Origin of the sequence: Pseudoclavibacter caeni, assembly GCF_008831125.1 — a bacterium.
GTDB classification, from domain to species: Bacteria; Actinomycetota; Actinomycetes; order Actinomycetales; family Microbacteriaceae; genus Pseudoclavibacter_A; species Pseudoclavibacter_A caeni.
Genome location: NZ_WBKA01000001.1, coordinates 366,844 through 387,946 on the forward strand (window position 1 = coordinate 366,844; position 21,103 = coordinate 387,946).

Annotated in this window: 21 protein-coding genes; 20 read left to right on the forward strand and 1 reads right to left on the reverse strand. The window is 69.8% G+C overall.

The window, feature by feature from the left end; translation table 11 throughout:
* The first annotated feature begins 165 nt into the window (after positions 1 to 165).
* The 3 genes from F8O02_RS01715 (at position 166) to F8O02_RS01725 (ending at position 3,392) form a co-directional block, all read left to right on the forward strand.
* The gene (locus F8O02_RS01715; RefSeq protein ID WP_158035488.1) at positions 166 to 579 is read left to right on the forward strand and encodes a Rid family hydrolase; all 414 of its coding nucleotides are present in this window, start codon (positions 166 to 168) and stop codon (positions 577 to 579) included.
* 84 nt (positions 580 to 663) lie between these two features.
* A complete protein-coding gene (locus F8O02_RS01720) occupies positions 664 to 1,866 on the forward strand; it encodes a tyramine oxidase subunit B (RefSeq protein ID WP_218859513.1) in 1,203 nt (400 codons plus the stop codon).
* 50 nt (positions 1,867 to 1,916) lie between these two features.
* A complete protein-coding gene (locus F8O02_RS01725; protein ID WP_158035490.1) occupies positions 1,917 to 3,392 on the forward strand; it encodes an APC family permease in 1,476 nt (491 codons plus the stop codon).
* 151 nt (positions 3,393 to 3,543) lie between these two features.
* Here F8O02_RS01725 and F8O02_RS01730 read toward each other — a convergent pair whose 3' ends face one another.
* A complete protein-coding gene (locus F8O02_RS01730; protein WP_179416228.1) occupies positions 3,544 to 4,584 on the reverse strand; it encodes a LacI family DNA-binding transcriptional regulator in 1,041 nt (346 codons plus the stop codon).
* 719 nt (positions 4,585 to 5,303) lie between these two features.
* Between F8O02_RS01730 and dnaB the strand changes: the two genes are divergently transcribed.
* The 17 genes from dnaB to F8O02_RS01810 all read left to right on the forward strand — a co-directional run bounded on the left by dnaB (position 5,304) and on the right by F8O02_RS01810 (position 21,103).
* Positions 5,304 to 6,719 carry a replicative DNA helicase gene (dnaB, locus tag F8O02_RS01735; protein ID WP_158035494.1) on the forward strand — a complete coding sequence of 472 codons (1,416 nt, stop codon included), beginning with the start codon at positions 5,304 to 5,306 and terminating at the stop codon, positions 6,717 to 6,719.
* Positions 6,716 to 8,305: a sodium/proline symporter PutP gene (putP, locus tag F8O02_RS01740; RefSeq protein ID WP_158035496.1), complete on the forward strand. Its 1,590-nt coding sequence runs from the start codon at positions 6,716 to 6,718 to the stop codon at positions 8,303 to 8,305. Before dnaB ends, putP begins: the two co-directional genes overlap by 4 nt.
* A gap of 13 nt (positions 8,306 to 8,318) precedes the next feature.
* Entirely contained in the window at positions 8,319 to 8,927 is a 609-nt protein-coding gene (locus F8O02_RS01745; protein WP_179416227.1) for a DUF308 domain-containing protein, read from the forward strand.
* On the forward strand, positions 8,920 to 9,354 hold the full coding sequence (locus tag F8O02_RS01750) for a YibE/F family protein (protein WP_158035500.1): 435 nt from the start codon (positions 8,920 to 8,922) through the stop codon (positions 9,352 to 9,354). Before F8O02_RS01745 ends, F8O02_RS01750 begins: the two co-directional genes overlap by 8 nt.
* Before the next feature lie 68 nt (positions 9,355 to 9,422).
* A complete protein-coding gene (locus F8O02_RS01755) occupies positions 9,423 to 10,865 on the forward strand; it encodes an aspartate ammonia-lyase (RefSeq protein WP_158035501.1) in 1,443 nt (480 codons plus the stop codon).
* 204 nt (positions 10,866 to 11,069) lie between these two features.
* Entirely contained in the window at positions 11,070 to 11,705 is a 636-nt protein-coding gene (locus F8O02_RS01760) for an aldo/keto reductase (protein ID WP_263970862.1), read from the forward strand.
* Positions 11,702 to 11,929, forward strand: coding sequence for an aldo/keto reductase (locus F8O02_RS09315; RefSeq protein ID WP_263970863.1), 228 nt, complete (start codon positions 11,702 to 11,704; stop codon positions 11,927 to 11,929). The genes F8O02_RS01760 and F8O02_RS09315 overlap by 4 nt, the downstream gene beginning before the upstream one ends.
* A gap of 229 nt (positions 11,930 to 12,158) precedes the next feature.
* On the forward strand, positions 12,159 to 13,541 hold the full coding sequence (locus F8O02_RS01765) for an aldehyde dehydrogenase family protein (RefSeq protein ID WP_158035503.1): 1,383 nt from the start codon (positions 12,159 to 12,161) through the stop codon (positions 13,539 to 13,541).
* Between the two features lie 43 nt (positions 13,542 to 13,584).
* Positions 13,585 to 14,724 carry a tyramine oxidase subunit B gene (locus F8O02_RS01770; protein ID WP_158035505.1) on the forward strand — a complete coding sequence of 380 codons (1,140 nt, stop codon included), beginning with the start codon at positions 13,585 to 13,587 and terminating at the stop codon, positions 14,722 to 14,724.
* Positions 14,725 to 14,734: 10 nt separating this feature from the next.
* On the forward strand, positions 14,735 to 15,934 hold the full coding sequence (gene solA, locus F8O02_RS01775) for an N-methyl-L-tryptophan oxidase (RefSeq protein WP_218859511.1): 1,200 nt from the start codon (positions 14,735 to 14,737) through the stop codon (positions 15,932 to 15,934).
* A 2-nt stretch (positions 15,935 to 15,936) separates the two neighbouring features.
* Entirely contained in the window at positions 15,937 to 16,914 is a 978-nt protein-coding gene (locus tag F8O02_RS01780) for a phosphotransferase (RefSeq protein WP_158035507.1), read from the forward strand.
* Positions 16,915 to 16,929: 15 nt separating this feature from the next.
* On the forward strand, positions 16,930 to 17,928 hold the full coding sequence (locus F8O02_RS01785) for an NAD(P)-dependent oxidoreductase (protein ID WP_158035509.1): 999 nt from the start codon (positions 16,930 to 16,932) through the stop codon (positions 17,926 to 17,928).
* Between the two features lie 36 nt (positions 17,929 to 17,964).
* Entirely contained in the window at positions 17,965 to 18,252 is a 288-nt protein-coding gene (locus F8O02_RS01790) for an aminotransferase class III-fold pyridoxal phosphate-dependent enzyme (RefSeq protein ID WP_158035511.1), read from the forward strand.
* A complete protein-coding gene (locus tag F8O02_RS01795) occupies positions 18,249 to 18,782 on the forward strand; it encodes an aminotransferase class III-fold pyridoxal phosphate-dependent enzyme (RefSeq protein ID WP_158035513.1) in 534 nt (177 codons plus the stop codon). The genes F8O02_RS01790 and F8O02_RS01795 overlap by 4 nt, the downstream gene beginning before the upstream one ends.
* Before the next feature lie 227 nt (positions 18,783 to 19,009).
* Positions 19,010 to 19,510 carry an SDR family NAD(P)-dependent oxidoreductase gene (locus tag F8O02_RS01800; protein ID WP_225734053.1) on the forward strand — a complete coding sequence of 167 codons (501 nt, stop codon included), beginning with the start codon at positions 19,010 to 19,012 and terminating at the stop codon, positions 19,508 to 19,510.
* A gap of 167 nt (positions 19,511 to 19,677) precedes the next feature.
* Positions 19,678 to 20,463, forward strand: a complete 786-nt coding sequence (locus F8O02_RS01805) for an amino acid ABC transporter ATP-binding protein (RefSeq protein WP_158035517.1) — start codon at positions 19,678 to 19,680, stop codon at positions 20,461 to 20,463.
* Position 20,464: 1 nt separating this feature from the next.
* A complete protein-coding gene (locus tag F8O02_RS01810; RefSeq protein ID WP_158035519.1) occupies positions 20,465 to 21,103 on the forward strand; it encodes an amino acid ABC transporter permease in 639 nt (212 codons plus the stop codon).

Sequence of the window (21,103 nt, forward strand, 5' to 3'; positions counted from 1 at the left end):
GCAGGTCGGTGCTCGTGCGGCAGGTCGACACACGGGGCCGGTTGCCGTGGCGGCGAGCGTGTCACAGAGCCGTTCCGCTGGTGAAACATCATCGAAACGGCGGCTTCGTAGGTTGTGGTGAAACGTTCCACCAGATGTGAGACGTCACGATGACGAGGAGCCGACATGGAGATCCGCAGGCTGAAGACCGACAACCACTTCGAGGAGATCAACAGCTATTCGCGTGTCGTGACGGTCGGCCCCTGGCTGCTGCTCGCGAACACCGCGGGGCGTGATCACACGACCGGCGAGCTCTCCACAGACCCAGAGCAGCAGATGCGGCAGGCGGTGACGAACGTCTCCCGAGCGCTCGCCGCTGCCGGCAGCGAGCTCGCGGAGGTCGTCCGCCTCACCGTGCGCATTCCGGAGCGGGCGAACGTTCGTCGGCTGATGCCGGTCGTCGGCGAGGCCTTTCGTGGCATTGATCCGGCCATGACGATCATCTGCACACCGCTCGCCGGCGACTATGCCGTCGAGCTCGAGGCCACCGCCTACCACGGTGCCGAATCGGACACGCACGAGCACATCTCGCTCGGCTGACCCCAGACCGCATCCGCCGCTGCCCGGCCAGACAGGACGGCCCGGATCGCAGCACAGAACCAGGACCACAGAGAAGGGACCGCGATGACCATCATCACCCACACCACTCCCACAGCCCGACTGTCGCTCTCCGCTCTCGGCGTCGCGCCGCAGTCGCCCGGCCCCCGACTGCAGATGCTCTACCTCGACGAGCCGGCCATGGTCGATCTCGGCGTGACCGACATCGCCGACTGCATGGACGTGCTGACGGAGATGTTCTCGCTGCTCGACCGCGGCGACTATCGCATGACCGGCCCGAATGTGAACTCGCACGGCGCGATGCTCACCTTCCCCGAGACGTCCGACATCCCGGGGATGCCGCTGAGCGGGGACGACCGCCGGTTCATGGCGATGCCCGCCTATGTGGGCGGCCGGTTCCACATGACCGGGGTGAAGTGGTACGGCTCCAACATCGACAACCGTCGTCGCGGCCTGCCCCGTTCTATCCACCTGCTCGTGCTCAACGACACCGAGTCGGGAGCGCCCCTGGCCGTGATGTCGGCGAACCTCATCAGCGCCATCCGAACCGGTGCGGTCGGCGGCGTCGGCGCCCGCGCCCTCGCTCGTGAGGACGCCACCACGGTGACCATCGTTGGCCCCGGGGTGATGGGGCGAACCGCACTAGAGGCGTTCATCGCCGCCCGGCCCGGCATCGACACGGTCCGGGTCAAGGGCCGCAGCCGGGGAAGCGTGGACGCGTTCGTCGAGTACGTCCGCACCCGCCACCCGCAGATCTCTGACGTGATCGTGTGCGACGACTACGAGTCAGCCGTGGCCGGCGCCGACATCGTCTCCTACTGCACGACGGGCGGCGTCGGCGCCGACACCTTCCCGCCGCTGCGGCGGGAGTGGCTCAAACCGGGTGCGTTCCTGAGCATGCCCTCCTACCTCGCCATCGACGAGGGGCTCGAACGGCAGGACGTGCGCAAGGTGCTCGACAACCGGGGCCTGTACGAGGCCTGGGCGGAGGAGATCCCGGCCCCGCACCACGACAATCTCGGCATCATTGGCTGCCGGTTCATGGATCTGATTGAGCAGGGGCGGATGGATCCGGCCGAGCTGGTCGACCTGGGCGCCATCGTCAACGACCCGTCGCTGGGCCGGCGCTCGGACGACGAGATCGTGCTCTTCTCCATCGGCGGCATGCCGGTCGAGGACGTGGCCTGGGGCACCGAGCTGTACCGCCGGGCCATCGAGCAGGGCGTCGGCGAGACCCTGCGGCTGTGGGACACACCCGTGCTCGTGTGAGCCAGGTGAGAAGAGATGCGGCAAGAGCGAAGCAGAGAGAGGTGAGTGACATGAGCACAGCACAGCCGGTGGACTCCGGCCTGCACGGACTGATGGACTACGCGGAGGTGGACCGCACGCTCAACCGCGGGCTGGGCGTCGGATCCATCCTCTTCATGGTGGTCGCAGCGGCCGCCCCGATGAGCGTCGTCGCTGGCAGCATGCCGGTGCTGATCGGGGTCTCCGACTCCACGGGGATGCCGGTGTACTACTTGATGTCGACCTTGGTGCTGATCTTGTTCTCGGTCGGCTACGTGAGCATGTCGAAGTACGTGCGCAACGCCGGGGCGTTCTACTCGTACGTCCAGGCCGGGCTCGGCCGGATGGTCGGCGTCGGAGCGTCGGCGCTCGCGGTGCTCGCCTACCTGGCGCTGAACATCGGGGTGTACGCGTACTTCGGCATCGCCGGGGCGAACCTTGTCGAGAGTCTCACCGGTGGAGCGGTCGACCTACCCTGGTGGCTGTTCTCGCTGGTGTGCGTCGCCGTGGTCGCGGTGCTCGGCTACCGCGACATCACGCTCAGCTCGAAGGTGCTCGGCCTCGTGCTCGTCGCCGAGACGCTCATCGTGCTCGTGATGGACTTCGCTGTTATCGGGGCGGGCGGCGCGGACGGCCTCTCGCTCGAGTCGCTCAGCCCCATGCACCTGACCGATGCTGGGGCGCCCCTCGGCATCATGTTCGCCATCCTCGGGTTCATCGGCTTCGAGGCGACCGCGGTCTTCCGCCACGAGGCCCGTGATCCCGACCGCACGATCCCACGGGCGACGTACCTCTCCGCCGCGGTGATCGGGCTGTTCTACACGTTCTCCGCCTGGGCGATCATCAACGGCGTGGGCGGCGCGAACGCCGTGGCCATGGCAGTCGATGATCCGGAGGGGTTCGTTCTCAACATCGGGGCGACGTATCTGGGTGACGGATTCTCCCTCCTGATGCAGATCTTCCTGGTGTCGAGCACGTTCGCCTGCGCGCTGGCCTTCCACAACGTTATGACTCGCTACGGATTCTCGCTCGCTCGCAACGGGATCCTGCCCCAGCGGCTCAGCCAGGTGCATGCCGTGCACAAGTCGCCCTCCGCCGCGTCGGTCGCCGTCTCGGTGGCCAGCCTGATCGCGATGGTGGCCGTGGCCCTGAGCGGCCTCGACCCGCTCGCGGACGTGTACACGCCCGCGGTCGGCCTCGCCACCCTCGCATACATCGTGCTCATGGCGCTCACGAGCATCTCCGTCGTGGCGTTCTTCGCCCGGGACGCCAGCCGGCGGGAGACGTTCGGGGTGGGGCGGTCGATCATCGCCCCGCTGCTCTCGGCGGTTGCCTTCGTCGTGCTGACCGTGCTGGTCACGGCCAACATCGAGCTGCTCGTCGGCGATCTGACGGTCGGCCTCGCCGTGATCGCGGCCACGGCGTTCGCCTTCCTGATCGGGATGACGGTCGCGGTGCTGCTGCGCACCCGCCGAGCTGCCGTGTACGAGGGTCTGCTCGACATCTGATCGACCCGGCGGGGGGCGTGAACGGGCGCTCCCCGCCCGCGTATGCCGGCAGATGACGTCCTCGACGCCGCCCCGCGAGTCGCCTGCCGCGGCAGCGGGTCGTGTCGGAGGCACGGCACGGACGGCGCCGTGACACTGACGGTGTGCGCGCTCAGCGTTTCGGGCTCTTCCCCGGAGTTGACTCACGCCAGCGGATCACCGGGGGCAGATCGAGGACGCGCGGTGTCGGTGCGTCGTCCACCGCCCCCCGCCGGTCGGCGTCAATGGCCTCCAGCAGCAGGTCGAAGGCCATGGTCACCGCGCGCTCTGGGAAGAGGTCGATGCCGGTGATCTGCGGAGCACAGTACTGCAGCACCGCGTCGTCGACGCAGGAGGCCACGGCGATGTCCTCGCCGACTTGCCGACCCGCCTCGGCGATCGCCCCGGCCACGCCGATGGCGATGCCCTCATGCCCGCCGATGACCGCGTCCACGGCCGGGTGCTGCCGCAGCAGGTCATGCACCGCGCGGCGGACGGAGCGATGCGTCGCGTCGAAAGGGATGGGGCGGACGAGCGGCGTCCGCCGGTGCTCCGCGCACCAGCTCGTGTACGCCTCGCCGACCAGGCCGCTCCAGTCGGTGGGGAAGTCCGTGCCCGCCGTGACCAGCGCCGGCTGGCGCATCCCCCGGGAGCGTAACCCGTCGAGCAGCCGGCGCATCACGATGTCGTGTGCGGAGCGGACGACACCTGCGGGGGCCGGCATCGCCGGATCCGGCCGCTCGACCGTCACCACCGGCAGCCCGCTCGACAGCAGCGCGCGCGTGCGGGGATGTCCGAAGAATGGGTCCGAGAGGATGACTCCGTCGACATGGGTGACGAGCCAGTCGGCGTCGAGCTCGGTCGGACCGATCAGCTGGATCTGCAGTCCATGCTGCATCGCGAGGTGGAAGACGGTCATCACCATCGAGCGGTAATAGCCCATGCCAGTCGTGCGGGGGTGCAGGAAGAAGGCGATCGTGCCGGTGGACGCGCGCCGCAGGCTGCGTGCGGCGGCGTTCGGCCGGTAGCCGTGCTGGTCGGCCAGACGGCGGATGAGCTGTCGGGTCTCCTCGGCCATGCGGCCGGTGTCGTTGAGCGCGTTCGACGCGGTGGAGACCGAAACCCCGGCGAGTGCGGCAAGCTCGCGGAGGGTCATCCGTCGTGACGGACTCACCTGGCTCCTCCCCTCGGCGTGCGATAGGCGTCCTGCAAGTGTAGTCATGTGGCCCTGGGGCGCTTTGGGTGCACGGACTTGCCGTGAGCGGGCCCTGGTGCACCGACCTGCCATTGGGTGGCTGGTCGGTGCACGTCTGGCAGGTCGGTACGCCGGACGCCGGATGAGGTGCGTCCGCACGCTGGCGGGCCTGGCAGGGGCACCCGTAAGCCTCCTTTGTGTCTCTCAGGTGCGTCCGCACGCTGGCGGGTCTGGCCCCGGCCCGCCCCTTGGTGGGTTCTCATTTCCCCCCGGCAGGCCCGCCCCCGGCGACCAGCCCTGTGGATAACAGTGTGGACAACCGGGGGTTAGCGCGGTGCTGAGGGCGCTGTCAAGTCGTCGGCGCGTCGGAAGGAACCTTCGATCAGAACTTCAGGTGAACTGGACGTGATGCGTTCTCCACAGGAGGATCCGCATGATTCCGGGGATCTTCAGGAAGCATGTGAATAACTGGGGTCTTCTCCACCGGTTCTCCACAGGGCCCTCCCCAGGGTGGGGAGAGTTATCCCCGACTTCTCCACAGTCGTGAGCCGACGCCTGTGGAGAACACGCCCGGACCGCGATCTCGGCCGGCTGCGACGGGGCTATGGTTGAGCGGGCGCCAGCGTGTCTCGGGCTGACCGAGGCTGGGCGGAGACCAGGGAGAGGTCGGACACGAGACCGGGGAAGGAGCGCGCATGATGAGCATCGCGAGCATCATGGGGGATTCCGGCCCGCGCGGCCGCGATGTCGACGGATCCGTCGGCACGATCGGCGTCGACCGCACCCCGCCGCACGACGACCTCAGCGAGCAGTCGGTGCTCGGCGGCATGCTGCTCAGCAAGGACGCCGTGGCCACCGCGCTGGAGGAGGTCAAGAACACCGACTTCTACCAGCCCCGCCACGAGATCATCTTCGACGCGATCTTCGATCTGTACTCGAAGGGCGAGCCGACGGATGTCATCGCCGTCACTGACGAGCTGACCAAGAGCGGCCAGCTCACTCGCGCCGGTGGCGTCGAGTATCTGCACACGCTCACCGCGATCGTGCCCACCGCTGCGAACGTCGGCTACTACGCCCGCATCGTGCAGGAGAAGGCGCTGCTGCGCCGGCTCGTCGAGGTCGGCACCCACGTCGCCCAGCTCGGTTACAACGCCGAGGGCGAGGTCGAGGATCTCGTCAACGAGGCGCAGGCCGAGATCTACGCGGTCGGCGGCAAGGACCAAGCCGAGGATGTCAAGCCGCTTTCGGAGGCGGTGGAGGCCGCGATCGCCGAGATCGAGTCGGCCAAGGGACGCGACGGCTCGATGACGGGCGTGCCCACCGGCTTCGTCGACCTGGACAAGCTCACCAACGGGCTGCATCCCGGGCAGCTGATCATCATCGCCGCCCGACCTGGTCTCGGCAAGTCGACGCTCGCGCTCGACTTCGCCCGCTCGGCGGCGATCGCCCACGGGCTGCCCACCGCGTTCTTCTCGCTCGAGATGGGGCAGACCGAGATCGCCATGCGCCTGCTCTCGGCCGAGTCCGGCATCGAGTTGCAGAAGCTGCGCAAGGGCACCCTCGACAGCCAGGACTGGACGACGATCGCCGCGACGCACGGGCGCATCAACGACGCGCCCCTGTATCTTGATGACTCGCCGAACCTGACGCTCGTGGAGATCCGCGCCAAGTGCCGCCGGCTCAAGCAGCAGATCGGGCTGAAGATGGTCGTGATCGACTACCTGCAGCTGATGACGAGCGGCAAGAAGGTCGAGTCGCGCCAGCAGGAGGTCAGCGAGTTCTCCCGCGCGCTGAAGCTGCTCTCCAAGGAGCTCGACGTGCCCGTCGTCGCGCTGTCGCAGCTCAACCGCGGTCCCGAGCAGCGCCAGGACAAGCGCCCCGCGCTGAGCGACCTGCGCGAGTCCGGCTCGATCGAGCAGGACGCCGACATGGTGATCCTGCTGCACCGCGAGTCGAGCTACGAGCCCGGCTCCGTCGCCGGGATGGGCGAGGCCGAGATGATCGTGGCCAAGCACCGCAATGGACCCACCGCGAACCTGCGCGTGGCGTTCCAGGGGCACCTGTCGCGCTTCGCGAACATGGCCTACAGCGACCTCGAGGAGCCCGTCCAGTGAACTCCGACCAGATCTTCCACCTCGCGGCGATCGTCGTCTACTTCGTCGCGATGCTCGCCATCGGCTGGTACGCGTACCGGCACACGACCAGCCACAAGGACTACCTGCTCGGCGGGCGCGACCTGTCGCCCTGGGCGGCGGCGCTCAGCGCCGGCGCGGCCGACATGTCTGGCTGGCTCATGATGGGCTTGCCGGGCGCGATCTACGTCAGCGGACTCGTCGAGGGGTGGATCGCCGTCGGCCTGACGGTCGGCGCGTGGCTCAACTGGAAGGTCGTCGCGCCCCGGCTGCGCGCGTACACCGAGATCTCGGGCGACTCGATCACGATCCCGACGTTCCTGGAGAACCGGCTGCGTGACCGCACCCACCTGCTGCGCATCGTCACGGGCCTCGTCATCCTCGTCTTCTTCACCTTCTACATCTCCTCAGGCATGGTCGCCGGCGGCGTGTTCTTCCGCGACAGCTTCGGCTCCTCGTACCTGGCCGGGATGCTGCTGGTCACCGGCGTCACCCTCGCCTACACGCTCTTTGGCGGGTTCCTCGGGGTGTCGCTGACGGATGTCGTGCAGGGCACGCTGATGATGCTCGCCCTGCTCGTCGTTCCCGTCATCGCCGTCGTGCGCCTCGGCGGGCCGGGCGAGACGATCGCCCGCCTCGAGCAGATCGCCCCCGATCACCTGTCGGCGCTCGGCGGGTCGGCGCTGACCGGCGCGGCGACGCTCACGATCGTCTCGGCGCTCGGCTGGGGGCTCGGGTACTTCGGCCAGCCCCACATCATCACCCGGTTCATGGCGATGCGGGACGTCGCGCAGGCCTCGTCCGCCCGGCGCATCGGCATCGCGTGGATGCTGCTCTCCATGGGCGGCGCGGTCAGCGGCGGGCTCATCGGCCTGGTCTGGTTCACGGAGACGGGCGAGCCCCTCGATGACCCGGAGACGGTCATGCTCGCCATGTCCCGTGTCCTGCTGCACCCGATCGTCGCCGGTCTCGTGCTCGCCGCCGTGCTCGCCGCGATCATGAGCACGATCTCCAGCCAGCTGATCGTGTGCTCCTCGGCGCTCGTCGAGGACCTCTACCGCATCGTCGCCCGCCGTCAGCCGCCCGTGCGTCGGCTCATGGCGCTCGGTCGAGGCGCGGTGTTGCTCGTCGCGGTCATCGCCGCGCTGCTCGCGCTGGATCCGCAGGACAGCATCCTGGGCCTGGTGTCGTTCGCCTGGGCGGGCTTCGGCGCCGCGTTCGGGCCCATCGTGCTGCTCGCCCTGTTCTGGCGTCGGCTGACCGCGTGGGGCGCGCTGAGCGGGATGACCGTCGGCGCCGTGCTCGTCTTCGTGTGGAGCGCGCTGGACACCGGGCTGTACGAGATCATCCCCGCGTTCGCCGCGAACCTCGTCGTCGCCGTGCTGGTCAGTCTCGCCACGGCGCGCACGCGCGGCGCCGACCGCGCCGTGATCGACGACGAGTTCGACCGCACGGTCGCCGTGGTGCACGGCCGGTCGACGGGCCGTGGCGGCGCGGCGGGCGATGACGCCGGCGACGCTCTGGCGGGGATCCCGGGGACGGCTTCCGACACCGCGGCGCTCGGGTAGACTCGGCGACGAGATGAGAGAGAACCCTGACGGCGTGCCCGGGCGCGTCGAGACCGCGCCGCGCTCCGCGCGCCGCTGGCTGTGGCCCTTCGGCCGTGGCGTCGTCGCCGCGGCCGTGGCCGTTGTCATCGCCCTCAACGCCGACCACACCGGCGCGTTCACCGCGTGGACGTTCGCGGCCTGGGGCATCGTCACCGGCGTGCTGATCGGCGGGTGGGCGATCCGCGGGGTCGAGGACACGATGACCCGCTTCTACCTCGGCGTGGTGGCCGGGGTGACCCTGCTGGCCGGCGTCATGGCGCCGTTCTGGGCCGCCGCGTCCCCGGAGCCCACGGCCCGGCTGATCATGGTGTGGGCCTTCGTCGCCGGCGCGGTCGAGACGCTCGCCGCCCTGCGCATGGAGGCGGGGGAGGCCATGCGCAGCGACCACCTGATCGCCGGCGTGCTCGGCCTGCTGCTCGGCCTCGCCGAGTCCGGCGCGGGCCAGTCGGTGTGGGGCGCGGGGCTGCTGGGGTTCTACCTGGCGCTCGTCGGCGTGCAGCAGATGATCGCCGGATTCGGCCTGCGCGACGAGCGCGACCGCGACGACGCGGGGCAGAGGAGCGAGGAAGCACATGGCTGAGACGAGTTCCGGGGCCGGGCGGCCCGAGCAGCATCCCGAGCCCGGGCACGACCCGGCCGGGCAGCGCCCCGCCGCGCCGATGCGGGCGCGGGTGAAGCCCTACGAGATCGTCTCGCTGGCCGGCATGGTCGCCGTCTTCGGCGCCACCGTGGTATTCATCGGCACACGTCGCGGCGAGTACGCGCTCGTCACCTTCGGCGTCGCGTTCATCGTCATGCTCGTCGCCTTCGCGACCTTCGCGCTCATCGTCAAGCCCGACCAGTCCGAGCGCGAGGAGATCCGCCTCGCCCAGCAGCGTCGCGAGATCGACGAGGCGATCCGGCTCGAGGCGCAGCGGCTGAACGAGGAGGCAGATCGCCGTGAGGGCCAGTCGGGTGGCCATGATGGCGAGGAATCCGGAAACACTCCGGACATGAAGGCTCGTTAGCATCACCCTGTCCGGCCGAATCCTCGGCCGGGCAGGAGAGTGACCCCCGTGAGGAGAGCACGACAGCGATGAGCGACCAGCACGATGAGACTCCGGCGACCGGATCCGCGACACGGATGGAGACCGACCTGCTCGGCCCCCGGGAGATCGACGACCGACATTACTACGGCATCAACACCCTGCGCGCACTCGAGAACTTCCCGATCACCCACAAGGCGGTGGGACGGTACCCGGAGTTCGTCGACGCGCTCGCGGTGCTCAAGGAGGCGGCGGCCGCGGTCAACGCGCGGCTGGGTCTGATCCGCACTGAGACGGCGGAGGCGATCGAGACGGCCTGCGAGCGCATCCGCCGCGGCGAGCTGCACGACGAGTTCGCCGTCGGCACGATCCAGGGTGGGGCGGGCACCTCGACGAACATGAATGCCAACGAGGTCGTCGCCAACGCGGCGCTCGAGCACCTCGGCCTGCCGAAGGGCCGCTATGACGTCGTCGACCCGCACAACGACGTCAACTGCTGCCAGTCGACCAACGACGTCTACCCGACGGCGATCAAGCTCGCTCTGCTGACGATGCTCGACGAGCTGCTCGAGGCCATGGACTACACGGCCTGTGCGTACGAGACGAAGGCGGCGGAGTTCGCCGACGTGCTCAAGCTCGGGCGCACGCAGTTGCAGGACGCGGTGCCGATGACCCTGGGGCAGGAGTTCGGCACGTATGCGACGATGATGCGCGAGGACATCAAGGTGCTCGCCGCGGCCCGCGAGCTGCTCAAAGAGCTCAACATCGGTGGCACGGCGATCGGCACGGGCATCAACACCCCGCCGGAGTACGCGCCCGCGATGATCGAGGAGATCAACCGGCTCACTGGTCTGGGCGTGACTGGCGCCGGCAACCTGGTGGAGGCGACACAGGATGTCGGCGGGTTCGTGCAGCTCTCCGGCGTGCTCAAGCGCATCGCCGTGAAGACCTCCAAGGTCTGCAACGACCTGCGGCTGCTGTCGAGCGGCCCGCGCAGCGGGCTCGGCGAGATCAACCTGCCCCCGGTCCAGGCCGGCTCGTCGATCATGCCGGGCAAGGTGAACCCGGTGATCCCCGAGGTGGTCAACCAGGTCGCCTTCGAGATCATCGGCCACGACGTGACGATCTCGCTGGCGGCTGAGAGCGGGCAGCTGCAGCTGAACGCGTTCGAGCCGATCATCGCCCACTCGCTGTTCGAGGAGATCGGGCACTTCACCCGGGCGCTGCGCACGCTGACCGACCGCTGCATCGTGGGGATCACCGCCAACGCCGAGCACCTGCGCGAGGAGGTCTGGCACTCGGTGTCGATCGTCACCGCGCTGTCGCCGGTGCTGGGCTATCAGACGGCCACCCGCGTGGCACAGGATGCGTTGGCGCAGGGCCGCAGCATCCCCGACATCGTGCGCGAGGAGGGCATCATGAGCGATGAGCAGCTCGAGGCCGCCCTCGACCCGGCGCACCTGACGCACCCCTGGATGCCGACGCAGGACTGAGCGGCGACACGTCCTCGGACGGGGCCGGCACACTCACGGGTGTGCCGGCCCTCGACGTCTGGGGGAGGCGGCACGCCCTCGGGCATGCCGGTCCCGCGCACATCCGGGCATTCAACATGTCGGAAACAGGGCCCGGTTACCCTCCCAGTAGGACGGTCCGCCCCTGGCCCCGCGGGAACGGAGATCGACATGATGACAGAATCCATGAGCTGCACCCTGAACAACGGCGTTGTCCTGCCACGCCTCGGCCTCGGGGTCTTCGAGGCCCCGGCGGAGCAGACGGTGGAGGCGGTCAGGTTCGCCATCGCCGAGGCTGGGTACCGGCACATCGACACCGCGAGCGTGTATGGCAACGAGGCCGCGGTGGGCGAGGGCATCCGAGCATCCGGGGCGGCCAGGGACGAGATCTTCGTGACCACGAAGGTCTGGACCGCCGACCAGGGGCATGCGGCCACACTGCGGGCGATCGATGCGAGTCTGGCCAGGCTCGGGATGGACCACGTCGATCTCTACCTCGTGCACTGGCCGTGCCCGTCGCTCGGGCTGATCGACAGCACGTGGGAGGCGATGGAGGAGATCCTGGCCAGCGGGCGCGCCCGAGCGATCGGGGTGTGCAACCATGAGCCGCATCATCTGCAGCGCATCCTCGATCTCGGTGGCACGGTCCCGGCGGTCGACCAGATCGAGCTGCACCCGCATCTGCCGCAGTGGTCGACCCAGGCGTTCAACCGCCGCCATGGGGTGCAGACCGAGGCTTGGAGCCCGCTCGGCGGCACGACGAACCCGAAGGCGAACGGGGGCGCGGCCGGGTCAACACCCTGCTCTCGGAGCCCACGTTGAGAGCGATCGCCGAGGCACACGGCTGCTCTGCCGCGCAGGTGCTCTTGCGCTGGCATCTCGACAACGGCGAGATCGTCATTCCCAAATCGGTGTACCCCGAACGGATCCGGCAGAACATCGCCGTGGAGGGGATCGAGCTCTCTGGGGAGGAGTGGGAGGACATCGCCGGTCTCGAGACCGGCGAACGCGTCGGGCCGGATCCGAACGTCTTCGAGAGGTGCTGAATCGACCTGTCGCAGCGGAGGTTGCAGGGAGGTTACGCTCTGTCCTCCGCTCCGGGTCGCATGCGCGCCCGGTGACGGGGCTGCGGTCGCCGGGATCGAGCCATGCGGGCCGGTGCTGGCATCCATGGGCAATGCCGCGGAAACATCGCGGAAATCCCCGCTTTCTAGTCTGCTTGGCACATGCGATGGAACCCTCCGTCGCGGGCACGACAGAGAAGGCAGCATCGACATGGCGTACATCTCCCGCAACCCGTACACCGAGCAGGTCGAGCACAAGTACGCATCCATCTCAGATGCGGAGCTGGAGTCCCGGCTCGCCCTCGCACACCAGCGGTTCCTGACCTGGTGCGAAACCCCCGTCCCCGAGCGGTGCGAGACGCTGCGGCGGCTCGCCGCGGCGATGACGGAGCGGCGCGACGCGCTCGCCGAGGTGCTCACCCGCGACATGGGCAAGCTGAAGGCGGAGGCACTCGCCGAGGTGGACGGGTGCATCGCAACCTCCGTGTGGTACGCCGACAATGGCGTGCGGCTGCTGCGGCCGCGCCGTGAGCACGGCGTGAACTACAAGGGGGGCGTATACGAGATCGTGCCCACCCCGACGGGCGTCGTCTATGCCGTTGAACCGTGGAACTTCCCGTACTCGCAGGTGACCCGCGTGCTCGTGCCGCAGCTGCTCGTCGGGAACACGGTGGTGCTCAAGCACGCGTCGATCGTGCCGACCGCGGCGGTGACGCTCGAGCGCTTAGTCGAGGAGATCGCCGGCCCGGGGCTGCTCGTCAACCTCTTCATCAGCCACGCCCAGAGCGCTGCGGTCATCGCCGACGACCGGGTGGCAGGTGTCGCGCTGACTGGCAGCGAGGGCGCCGGCGCGATCGTGGCCTCGCAGGCGGGCGCGGCACTCAAGCGCAGCACGCTCGAGCTCGGCGGCTCCGACGCGCTCATCGTGCTTGAGGACGCCGATGTCGCCCGCACAGCCGCCTGGGCGGTGCGCGGGCGGCACCGCAACTCCGGTCAGGTGTGTGTCTCGTCAAAGCGGATGATCGTGCTGGACGCGGTCTACGACGCGTTTGTCGCCGCGTATCGGAAGGGGGTGGCCGGTCTTGTCGCCGGCGATCCGCTCGACCCGGCCACGACCTACGCGCCGCTGAGCTCCGAGCAGGCCAGGGCGGATCTGCAGGCGCAGGTGGAGCGCGCGGTCGCCGCGGGCGCCACGGCCGAGGAGGTCGACATCCCGCTTCCCGACCATGGGTGGTTCATGCGCCCGGTGATCCTTACCGGCGTGACCCCCGACAACCCCGCCTATGCCGAGGAGTTCTTCGGCCCGGTGACGCAGCTGTACCGCGTCGCCGATGAGGAGGCGGCGATCCGGCTCGCCAACGACACCCCGTACGGGCTGGGCGGGTCGGTGTTCACCGGGGACGAGGCGCGCGGCCGCCGGGTCGCACTGCGGCTTGACACCGGTATGGTCGCGATCAACCGGCCCGTCATCGGCGGGGCCGACACCCCGTTCGGCGGCACGAAGCGCTCCGGCTACGGCCGCGAGTACACGGATCTCGGACTCTACGAGTTCGTCAACCAGAAGGTCATCGGCGCCGGGGAGATCGCCGGCTGAGGGCGGCGGATCACGGATGACCGACACATCGAGAGGAAGCGGAATGGCATCGTCGACAGCGCTGGAGCTGCGGTATCTCAGCGAGCCGGACATGGTCGCGGCAGGGGTGAAAGACATGGCCGGCTGCGTGGACGCGATGGAGGAGGTGCTCGCGCTGCTGCACGACGGCGACTACCGCATGGGCGGCGCCGACCACAACGCGCACGGCATCATGGTCACCTTCCCTGACACCTCCCCGTTCCCGAACATGCCGCTCAACGGCCCGGACCGCCGCTTCATGGCGATGCCCGCCTACATCGGCGGCTCGTTCGACTCGGTCGGTGTGAAGTGGTACGGCTCGAACCCGGCGAACCGCGAGATCGGACTGCCCCGCTCGATCCACACCATCGTGCTCAACGACAAGACCACCAGCGCGCCGATCGCGGTCATGAACGGCAACCTCGTCAGCGCGTACCGCACCGGCGCGATCCCGAGCGTCGGCGTGCGCCACCTCGCCCGCCAGGACGCCCGAGTCGTCGGCATCATCGGCCCCGGCGTGATGAACCGCACTGCGCTCGAGGGCTACCTGACCGTGCGGCCCACGATCGACACCGTCCAGGTGCACGGCCGGCGTCGGGTGACCGCCGAGCGGTACGCCGACTACGTTCGTGAGCACTTCCCCCAGGTGAAGCACATCACGATCGCTGAGACGATCGAGGAGGCCGTGCGCGGCGCCGACATCGTCAGCAGCGCCACGACCGGTGCCCGAGGCGTCGCGAACTACCCGTTCATCGCGAGCGAGTGGATCAAGCCCGGCGCGTTGCTGTGCGTTCCGGCGAACCTCGAGCTCGAGGACGAGCTGCTCATCAGCGGCGCACGCCTGTTCGTCGACCACTACGGCCTCTACGAATCCTGGGCCAGCGAGTTCCCCGTGCCCAGGCTGCACGAGTACATCGGCATCATCGGCACGAAGTTCCTCGACCTCGTGCGCGAGGGGGCCATCGCCCGCGAGGCGGTCACCGACCTCGGCGAGGTCATCAAGGGCGAACGCCCCGGGCGCGTCTCCGACGACGAGATTCTCGTGCTGAGCGTCGGCGGCATGCCCGTCGAGGACATGGCCTGGGGACGACGGGTGCTGGATCGCGCCCGGTCCGAGGACATCGGGACGGTGCTGCCGGTCTGGGACACGCCGGAGCTGAGTTAGGAGGAACGGCATGAGCGCGGACGAGCAGCGGGCGAGGGCCGCGACACCGGCCGGCGGCCGCGCCGAGGACGTGCGCGCGGACGTCGCCGTCATCGGCCTGGGCACGATGGGATCGATGGCCCTGTGGCGGATCGCCCGCCTCGGCGAGCCGAGCGTCGTGGGCGTCGAGCAGTACGGGGTCGCCCACAGCCACGGATCGTTCACCGGCGAGTCGCGTCTGTTCCGCACCGCCTACCACGAGGGCACCCGGTACGTGCCCACCCTGCTGCGGGCCCGGGAGCTCTGGCACGAGCTCGAGGCCGAGAGCGGCCGCCGTCTGCTGCTGCAGGTCGGCACGCTCTCGATCGGCCATGAGAGCGACACCGACCTCGGCAACGTGCTCGCCAGCGTCCGCGAGTTCGGCCTGCCCCACGAGGTGCTGCGCACGGCCGATCTGCGCGAGCGGTACCCACAGCACGCGGTCGGCGACGGGGCAATGGGCGTGCTCGACGTCTACGGCGGAGGGCTGCGCCCCGAGCTGTCGGTGCTCAGCGCCGTCGAACAGGCGCAGGCGCATGGCGCGACCGTGCTGGCGAACGAGCGGGTGCTCTCCGTCGAGCCCGGCGGCGGGTCGGTGACGGTGACCACCGACCGGCGCGTGATCACCGCCGGCCGCGTCGTGATCGCCGAGGGCTCCTGGTCACGCCGTCTCTCCTCGGGGCTCGCGAGCACCCTCGTGGTGCAGCCGCTGCCGCTGATCTGGTTCATGCCCCATCACCTCGACCGGTTCGTCCCCGAGCGCTTTCCCGCCTTCATCCGCGACGAGGGCGGGGTGCACTTCTTCGGCGCCCCCTCCTTCGACGGCTACAGCGTCAAGGTCACCCCGCGCCGCTTCCATGATCCGGTCGCCGACGTCGCCGACGTGCCGAGCGTCATCGACGCCGAGCGGCTGCGCGCGATCGGGGTCGCGGCGCAGCGGTTCCTGCCGGATCTCAACCCGGAGCCCGTGCACTGGGGCGTCTTCCACGACGCGTTCACCGCCAACCACGTGCCCATCGTCGACATCGCCGCCGACGGCGCGGTGCTCACTCTCGCCGGTTTCAGCGGCCACGGCTTCAAACTCGCCCCGGCCATCGGCGAGATCGCCGCAGAGTTCGCCACAGACCGCGTCAGCGAGCTCATCGCCGATGACTACGCGATCGCCGCACATCCCAGGATCGCGGAGGGCTGACCATGGGACGGGGCGCGGACGACCGGCTGGATCTCGCGATGCTGCTCGATGCCCCGGACGGCCGCTGGGCGGTCAAGGTCTCCAGACCGCACGAGGACCCGACGGTCGTCGACCTGCAGACCCGGGCGATGGTCTATGCTTCCGCGCACGCGCCGGCCGACGTGCGGCTGTCTCGGGTGCGCTCCGACCGCGCCGGGCGACGGCAGAGCGAGCCGGACGTTGGCGCGGGGCCGCACCCGCGTGTCCTGCGGGCCATCGAGTACCTGCCCGACGCGCCCATCGGCGACCCGACCGACCCGCGCGGTGTGCTCACCTCGGCCCGCCTCGCCCGGATCGGCACCGTGTGCGCGGAGGTCGCCGACAGCCTGAAGGGCTTCACCCACCCGGCCGAGGAGCGTCCGATCGTCTGGGATCTGCAGCGCCTGTCGGTCGCCGCGGGCCTGCTCGAACTCGTCGCCGACGCAGCGCTCGCCCGCCAGATCGAACGGTCGGTGGCCGAGTTCGAGCGGTTCGCGCTGCCCCGCCCCGCGACGCTGTCGCGCCAGGTGCTTCACGACGATCTCACCCGCTTCAATGTGCTCGCGAACCCGACGGATCCCGGCGTCGTCACCGGCGTGATCGACTTCGGCGACACGGTGCGCACCGCCCGGGCGCTGGATCTCGCCGTGGCCGTGGGCAGCATGCTCGATGGCGACGGGCGCGGCTGGGAGCTGGCCGGGCCGATGATCGCCAGCCGCAGCCTGGTGCACCCGCTCACCGACGACGAGCTGGCCGTGGTGGCCGTCGCCGCACCGGGGGGACTCGCCCTGAGGGCGCTCATGCAGGCCCATGCCGCCTCCGTGTCGCCTGACCGCGGCCGCTACCTCGCCTCGCACGCGCCCGCCCTCGCGGCGACGCTGCGCCGCGTGCTGGACATCCCGGTCGCCGCGCGTGCAGAGGATCTGCGTCATGCCCGCGACACCGCCGTCGCGTGCGGATGAGGGAGGGGGAAGATCATGAGCAGGAGGACGCCGACCGGGGAGGAGCCCACGGTCGCCTTCATCACAAACGTGCCGCTGGAGCGGCAGCGAGAGGTGCTTCAGCACCGGCTGCGCGGCCTCGCCCGCGTCGTGCGGGTGCCGTCGTTGGCCGAGGCGCCCGACGCGGTCGCCTGCGTGCTCGAGCCGGATGTCGTGCTGCGTCGTGACGACCTGCGTCAGGCCCCGGACCTGCGCTGGGTCGGGGTGCCCTCGGTGGCCCTGGACAACATCGACCTGCCCGCGGCGCGCGCCCTCGGCATCGAGGTGTTCAACACACCGGGTGCGAACCGCTGGGAGGCGGCCGACCACACCCTCGCGCTCGTGCTCGCCGTGCTGCGCGATCTCCCCGGAGGCGTGCGCACGGTCGGCGAGGACGCCTTCGACATCACCCGCACCCATCCGCTGCGCATCCGCGGCGCCCGGCTCGGGCTGATCGGCTTCGGCGCCGTGGGCCGCCTCGTCGCCGAGCAAGCGCTCGCCCTCGGCATGAGCGTCCGCGTGCACAACCGCAGTGGGGTTCCGGCGGTCTTCGCCGGACGGGTCGAGATCGCCACCGACCTGCCGGCGCTGTTGGGCTGGGCTGACGTGGTGTCGGTGCACGTGCAGCTCACCCCGGCGACCCGGGGGCTCGTCGGCGAGCAGGAGCTGCAGGAGATGCGGCCGGGCGCCCGCCTGGTGAACACGGCCCGGGCCGGCGTGGTCAGCCAGCCCGCGCTGCTGGCGGCACTGGACTCCGGGCACCTGACCTGCGCCGGGCTCGACGTGCTCGACACGGGGCAGGAGGAGATGATGCGGGCGCTCGTGACGCATCCGCGCACGATCGCCACCCCACACATGGCCTGGTACTCGCCGGAGAGCGCGGTGGGACTGTACGAGTTCACGGGCGGACGGATCGCGGAGCGGATGCGTGAGGCAGGCACTCCACCTCAGACGGAGCGACGGACGAGGAGAGGAGCAGGACACGATGGCCGATGAGCTGGGAGCACGGGCGCCCGCGACGACGCCGCCGGTGTGGACCTGCCGGACTGCTACAACAACGTCCCGGTCGTCGGGCACTCGAACCCGCGTGTGCACGATGCGGTGGCGGCCCAGCTCGACCGGCTGAACACGAACACCCGGTACCTGCAGCGCGGGGTGGTGGAGTACGCTGAGCGGCTGGCCGCGCTGCTGCCGGAGGGCGTCGAGCAGACCATGTTCACCCGCTCCGGCCCCGAGGCCAACGACCTGGCGCTGCGCGTGGCGCGCGAGGCGACCGGGCACACCGGCGTCCTCGTCACCGCCAACGCCTATCACGGGTGACCGCGCAGGTCGCCGTCTGCTCCCCGTCGCTCGGGGAGGGCGTGCCGCTCGGCGAGGACGTGAGGCTGCTGACCGCCCCGGACCGGCTGCGGGCGCGCCTGTCGCCCGAGGGCTTCCGCACCGCCATGCGGGACGCGACGGAGGTGGCGATCGCCGACCTGCGCCGGCACGGATGCGGGGTTGCCGCGCTGCTCGCCGACTTCGGCCGCCGGGTGCGCTATTTCAACACCTTCGGCGGCAGCAGTATGCCGATCGCCGCGGCGGGCGCGGTGCTCGACGAGCTCGAAGAGCGTGGACTCGTCGCCCAGGGCGCGCGGAACGGCGACCGCATTCGCGCCGGGCTCGCCCGGGCCACGGCGGGGTTCGAACAAGTCGCCCAGGTCCGCGGCGAGGGCCTGTACATCGGCGTCGATCTGGTGGAGGACGCCGACGCATTCGCGCCGGCGACCTGGCTGGCCGAGGAGGTGGTCAACCGACTGCGGGAGCGGCACGTCCTCATCTCCTCCGCGGGCCCCGCGGAAACGTGCTGAAGATCCGGTCACCGCTCGTGTTCACCGACGCCGACCGTCTGCTCACGGAGACGGCGGTCACACTCGACGAGCTCGCCGCACAGGGGGCGCTGCGATGATCGAGCCCGGCATGGCCATGCTCACCGGCGGCCCCAGGGGGATCGGCGCGGCCATCGCCCGAGAGCTGCGCGACGCCGGGTGGACGCTCGCCCTGGACGCTCGCCCTGGGCGTTCGCGACCCCGCGCGGGTGCCCCACGGACCTGCGCGAGCATCCCCGAGTCGCCGTCGATCGCTGGGGGGATGCCGCGCGCTCCTGCTCGCCTCGCTGTCCGGCCTGCGCGTGCGCAACGATCGGATCGCCTGCTCGGAGGCGAAGCACGCCGTCGTCGCCCTCGGGAACACCCTGCGTCGCGAGGGCTGGGACGACGGGGTGCGGGTGTGCACCGTGTGCCCGGGGCTCGTGCACACCGACATGACTGCGGACACGACGAAGGTGCCGCGTGCGGAGATGACTGCGCCCGAGGACCTCGCACACCTGGCCCGCACGGTCATGGGGCTGCCGAACACCGCGTCCGTGGCGCGTCTGACCGTCAACTGCCGGTTCGAGGACGAGTACCGATCCCGGCCTCCCGCGCAGCGCCGCGGGAGGCTGCGGCGCCGTCCCGCGGTCGAGGCCCGACCACGCTTGGCACGGCGCGCGTGTTTCCAGCGTGTGAACGGGCCGGGACGGGGCACATCGGCCGTCTGACAGGGGAGACGGGGGCTCGCGCGCGGCGGGGCGCGGGTCAGGAAGCGTGATTGGAACACAAGGGAGACACCCGGGTCATCGAACGGAAATCGGCGAGAAACACACCGCCCATACTCTGCAGGGAAATCGATGGAATCGACCTGGTGGTTTGGTGGGAAGGGATTCGGATGGCAGTTCTCGACGCAGTCGCACCGCAGGAGGCGACGCATCTCGGCGTCGACCTGGAGCACATCTCGAAGCGGTTCGGTGATCACACCGTGCTCGACGACGTGTCGCTCCACGTCGATCCGGGGAGCGTCACAGCGATGATCGGTCCCTCGGGTGCGGGCAAGAGCACCTTCCTCCGCTGCATCAACCTGCTGGAGCGGCCGGACTCAGGCATCATCAGGGTCGACAATCACGAGATCGTCACCGGGCGTCGTATCCCGGCACGTGAGCTCACCGCCCTGCGCCGCACTGTGGGCATGGTCTTCCAGTCGTTCAACCTGTTCCCGAACATGACGGTGCTGCGCAACGTCAGCTTCCCGCAGGAGAAGATCCTCGGACGCAGTCGGGAGGAGGCGGACGCCCGGTCGCTCGCCCTGCTCGACCGCGTGGGGCTCAAAGACAAGGCGAGCAGCCACCCGGCCCGCTGCTCCGGTGGCCAGCAGCAGCGCATCGCGATCGCGCGGGCTCTGGCGCTCAGCCCGAGCATCATGCTCTTCGACGAGCCGACCAGCGCGCTCGACCCCGAGCTCGGTCTCGAGGTGCTCGCGGTGATGCGCGAGCTCGCCGAGGAGGGCATGACGATGATCGTGGTCACCCATGAGATGTCGTTCGCCCGGGACGTCTCTGACCACCTGGTCGTGATGGCTGACTGCCACATCATCGAGCAGGGTGACCCACACGAGATCATGACCGACCCGAAGGAGGAGCGCACGAAGCGCTTCCTCCGCGCGGTGCTGGAGCGCTGACATGCTCGCGCTCAAGGCCGTCCTGCTCGGACTCCCGCTGACGCTGCTCATCGCGGCGGCGTCGTTCGCCATCGGCCTCGTCCTGGCGATCCCCGTGACGATCGGGCTGCGCAGCCGGTTCGCCCCGCTGCGCTGGCTGGTGCGCCTGCTCGTGGACTTCATCCGCGGCATCCCGATCATCGTGTGGCTGTTCATCATCTTCTTCGGCGTCGTGATCGGCACCTTCCGGTTCAAACCGGTGCAGGCAGCGATCGTGGGCTTCTCGATCATCTCGGCCGCCTACCTCGCCGAGATCATCCGTGGTGGCATCCAGTCGGTGCACTTCGGTCAGTGGGAGGCCGGTGAGGCACTCGGCCTGCCCCGGTCGACGACCTTCCTGCGGGTCATCGTGCCACAGGCGCTGCGGATCACCTCGCCGTCGGTGGCCACATACTTCATCGGCTTGCTGAAAGACTCCTCGATCGCCTCGACGATCGGCGTGACCGAGATGGTCTACTACTCGATGAACTACGCCAGGCAGAACCCCGGCGCCGACGCGCTGACCCCGTTCTTCATCGCCGCGATCGTCTACATCGTCATCAGCGTGCCGCTGGCCGTCGTCGCCCGTCGACTGGACGCCCGGCTGCGGAAGGAGGCCTGA

What these genes read in the sequence shown, in the direction of transcription:
- F8O02_RS01715 (WP_158035488.1), top strand. Translation starts at nt 166, where the DNA reads ATGGAGATCCGCAGGCTGAAGACCGACAACCACTTCGAGGAGATCAAC.
- F8O02_RS01720 (WP_218859513.1), top strand. Translation starts at nt 664, where the DNA reads ATGACCATCATCACCCACACCACTCCCACAGCCCGACTGTCGCTCTCC.
- F8O02_RS01725 (WP_158035490.1), top strand. Translation starts at nt 1,917, where the DNA reads ATGAGCACAGCACAGCCGGTGGACTCCGGCCTGCACGGACTGATGGAC.
- dnaB (WP_158035494.1), top strand. Translation starts at nt 5,304, where the DNA reads ATGAGCATCGCGAGCATCATGGGGGATTCCGGCCCGCGCGGCCGCGAT.
- F8O02_RS01745 (WP_179416227.1), top strand. Translation starts at nt 8,319, where the DNA reads ATGAGAGAGAACCCTGACGGCGTGCCCGGGCGCGTCGAGACCGCGCCG.
- F8O02_RS01750 (WP_158035500.1), top strand. Translation starts at nt 8,920, where the DNA reads ATGGCTGAGACGAGTTCCGGGGCCGGGCGGCCCGAGCAGCATCCCGAG.
- F8O02_RS01755 (WP_158035501.1), top strand. Translation starts at nt 9,423, where the DNA reads ATGAGCGACCAGCACGATGAGACTCCGGCGACCGGATCCGCGACACGG.
- F8O02_RS01760 (WP_263970862.1), top strand. Translation starts at nt 11,070, where the DNA reads ATGAGCTGCACCCTGAACAACGGCGTTGTCCTGCCACGCCTCGGCCTC.
- F8O02_RS01765 (WP_158035503.1), top strand. Translation starts at nt 12,159, where the DNA reads ATGGCGTACATCTCCCGCAACCCGTACACCGAGCAGGTCGAGCACAAG.
- F8O02_RS01770 (WP_158035505.1), top strand. Translation starts at nt 13,585, where the DNA reads ATGGCATCGTCGACAGCGCTGGAGCTGCGGTATCTCAGCGAGCCGGAC.
- solA (WP_218859511.1), top strand. Translation starts at nt 14,735, where the DNA reads ATGAGCGCGGACGAGCAGCGGGCGAGGGCCGCGACACCGGCCGGCGGC.
- F8O02_RS01780 (WP_158035507.1), top strand. Translation starts at nt 15,937, where the DNA reads ATGGGACGGGGCGCGGACGACCGGCTGGATCTCGCGATGCTGCTCGAT.
- F8O02_RS01785 (WP_158035509.1), top strand. Translation starts at nt 16,930, where the DNA reads ATGAGCAGGAGGACGCCGACCGGGGAGGAGCCCACGGTCGCCTTCATC.
- F8O02_RS01805 (WP_158035517.1), top strand. Translation starts at nt 19,678, where the DNA reads ATGGCAGTTCTCGACGCAGTCGCACCGCAGGAGGCGACGCATCTCGGC.
- F8O02_RS01810 (WP_158035519.1), top strand. Translation starts at nt 20,465, where the DNA reads ATGCTCGCGCTCAAGGCCGTCCTGCTCGGACTCCCGCTGACGCTGCTC.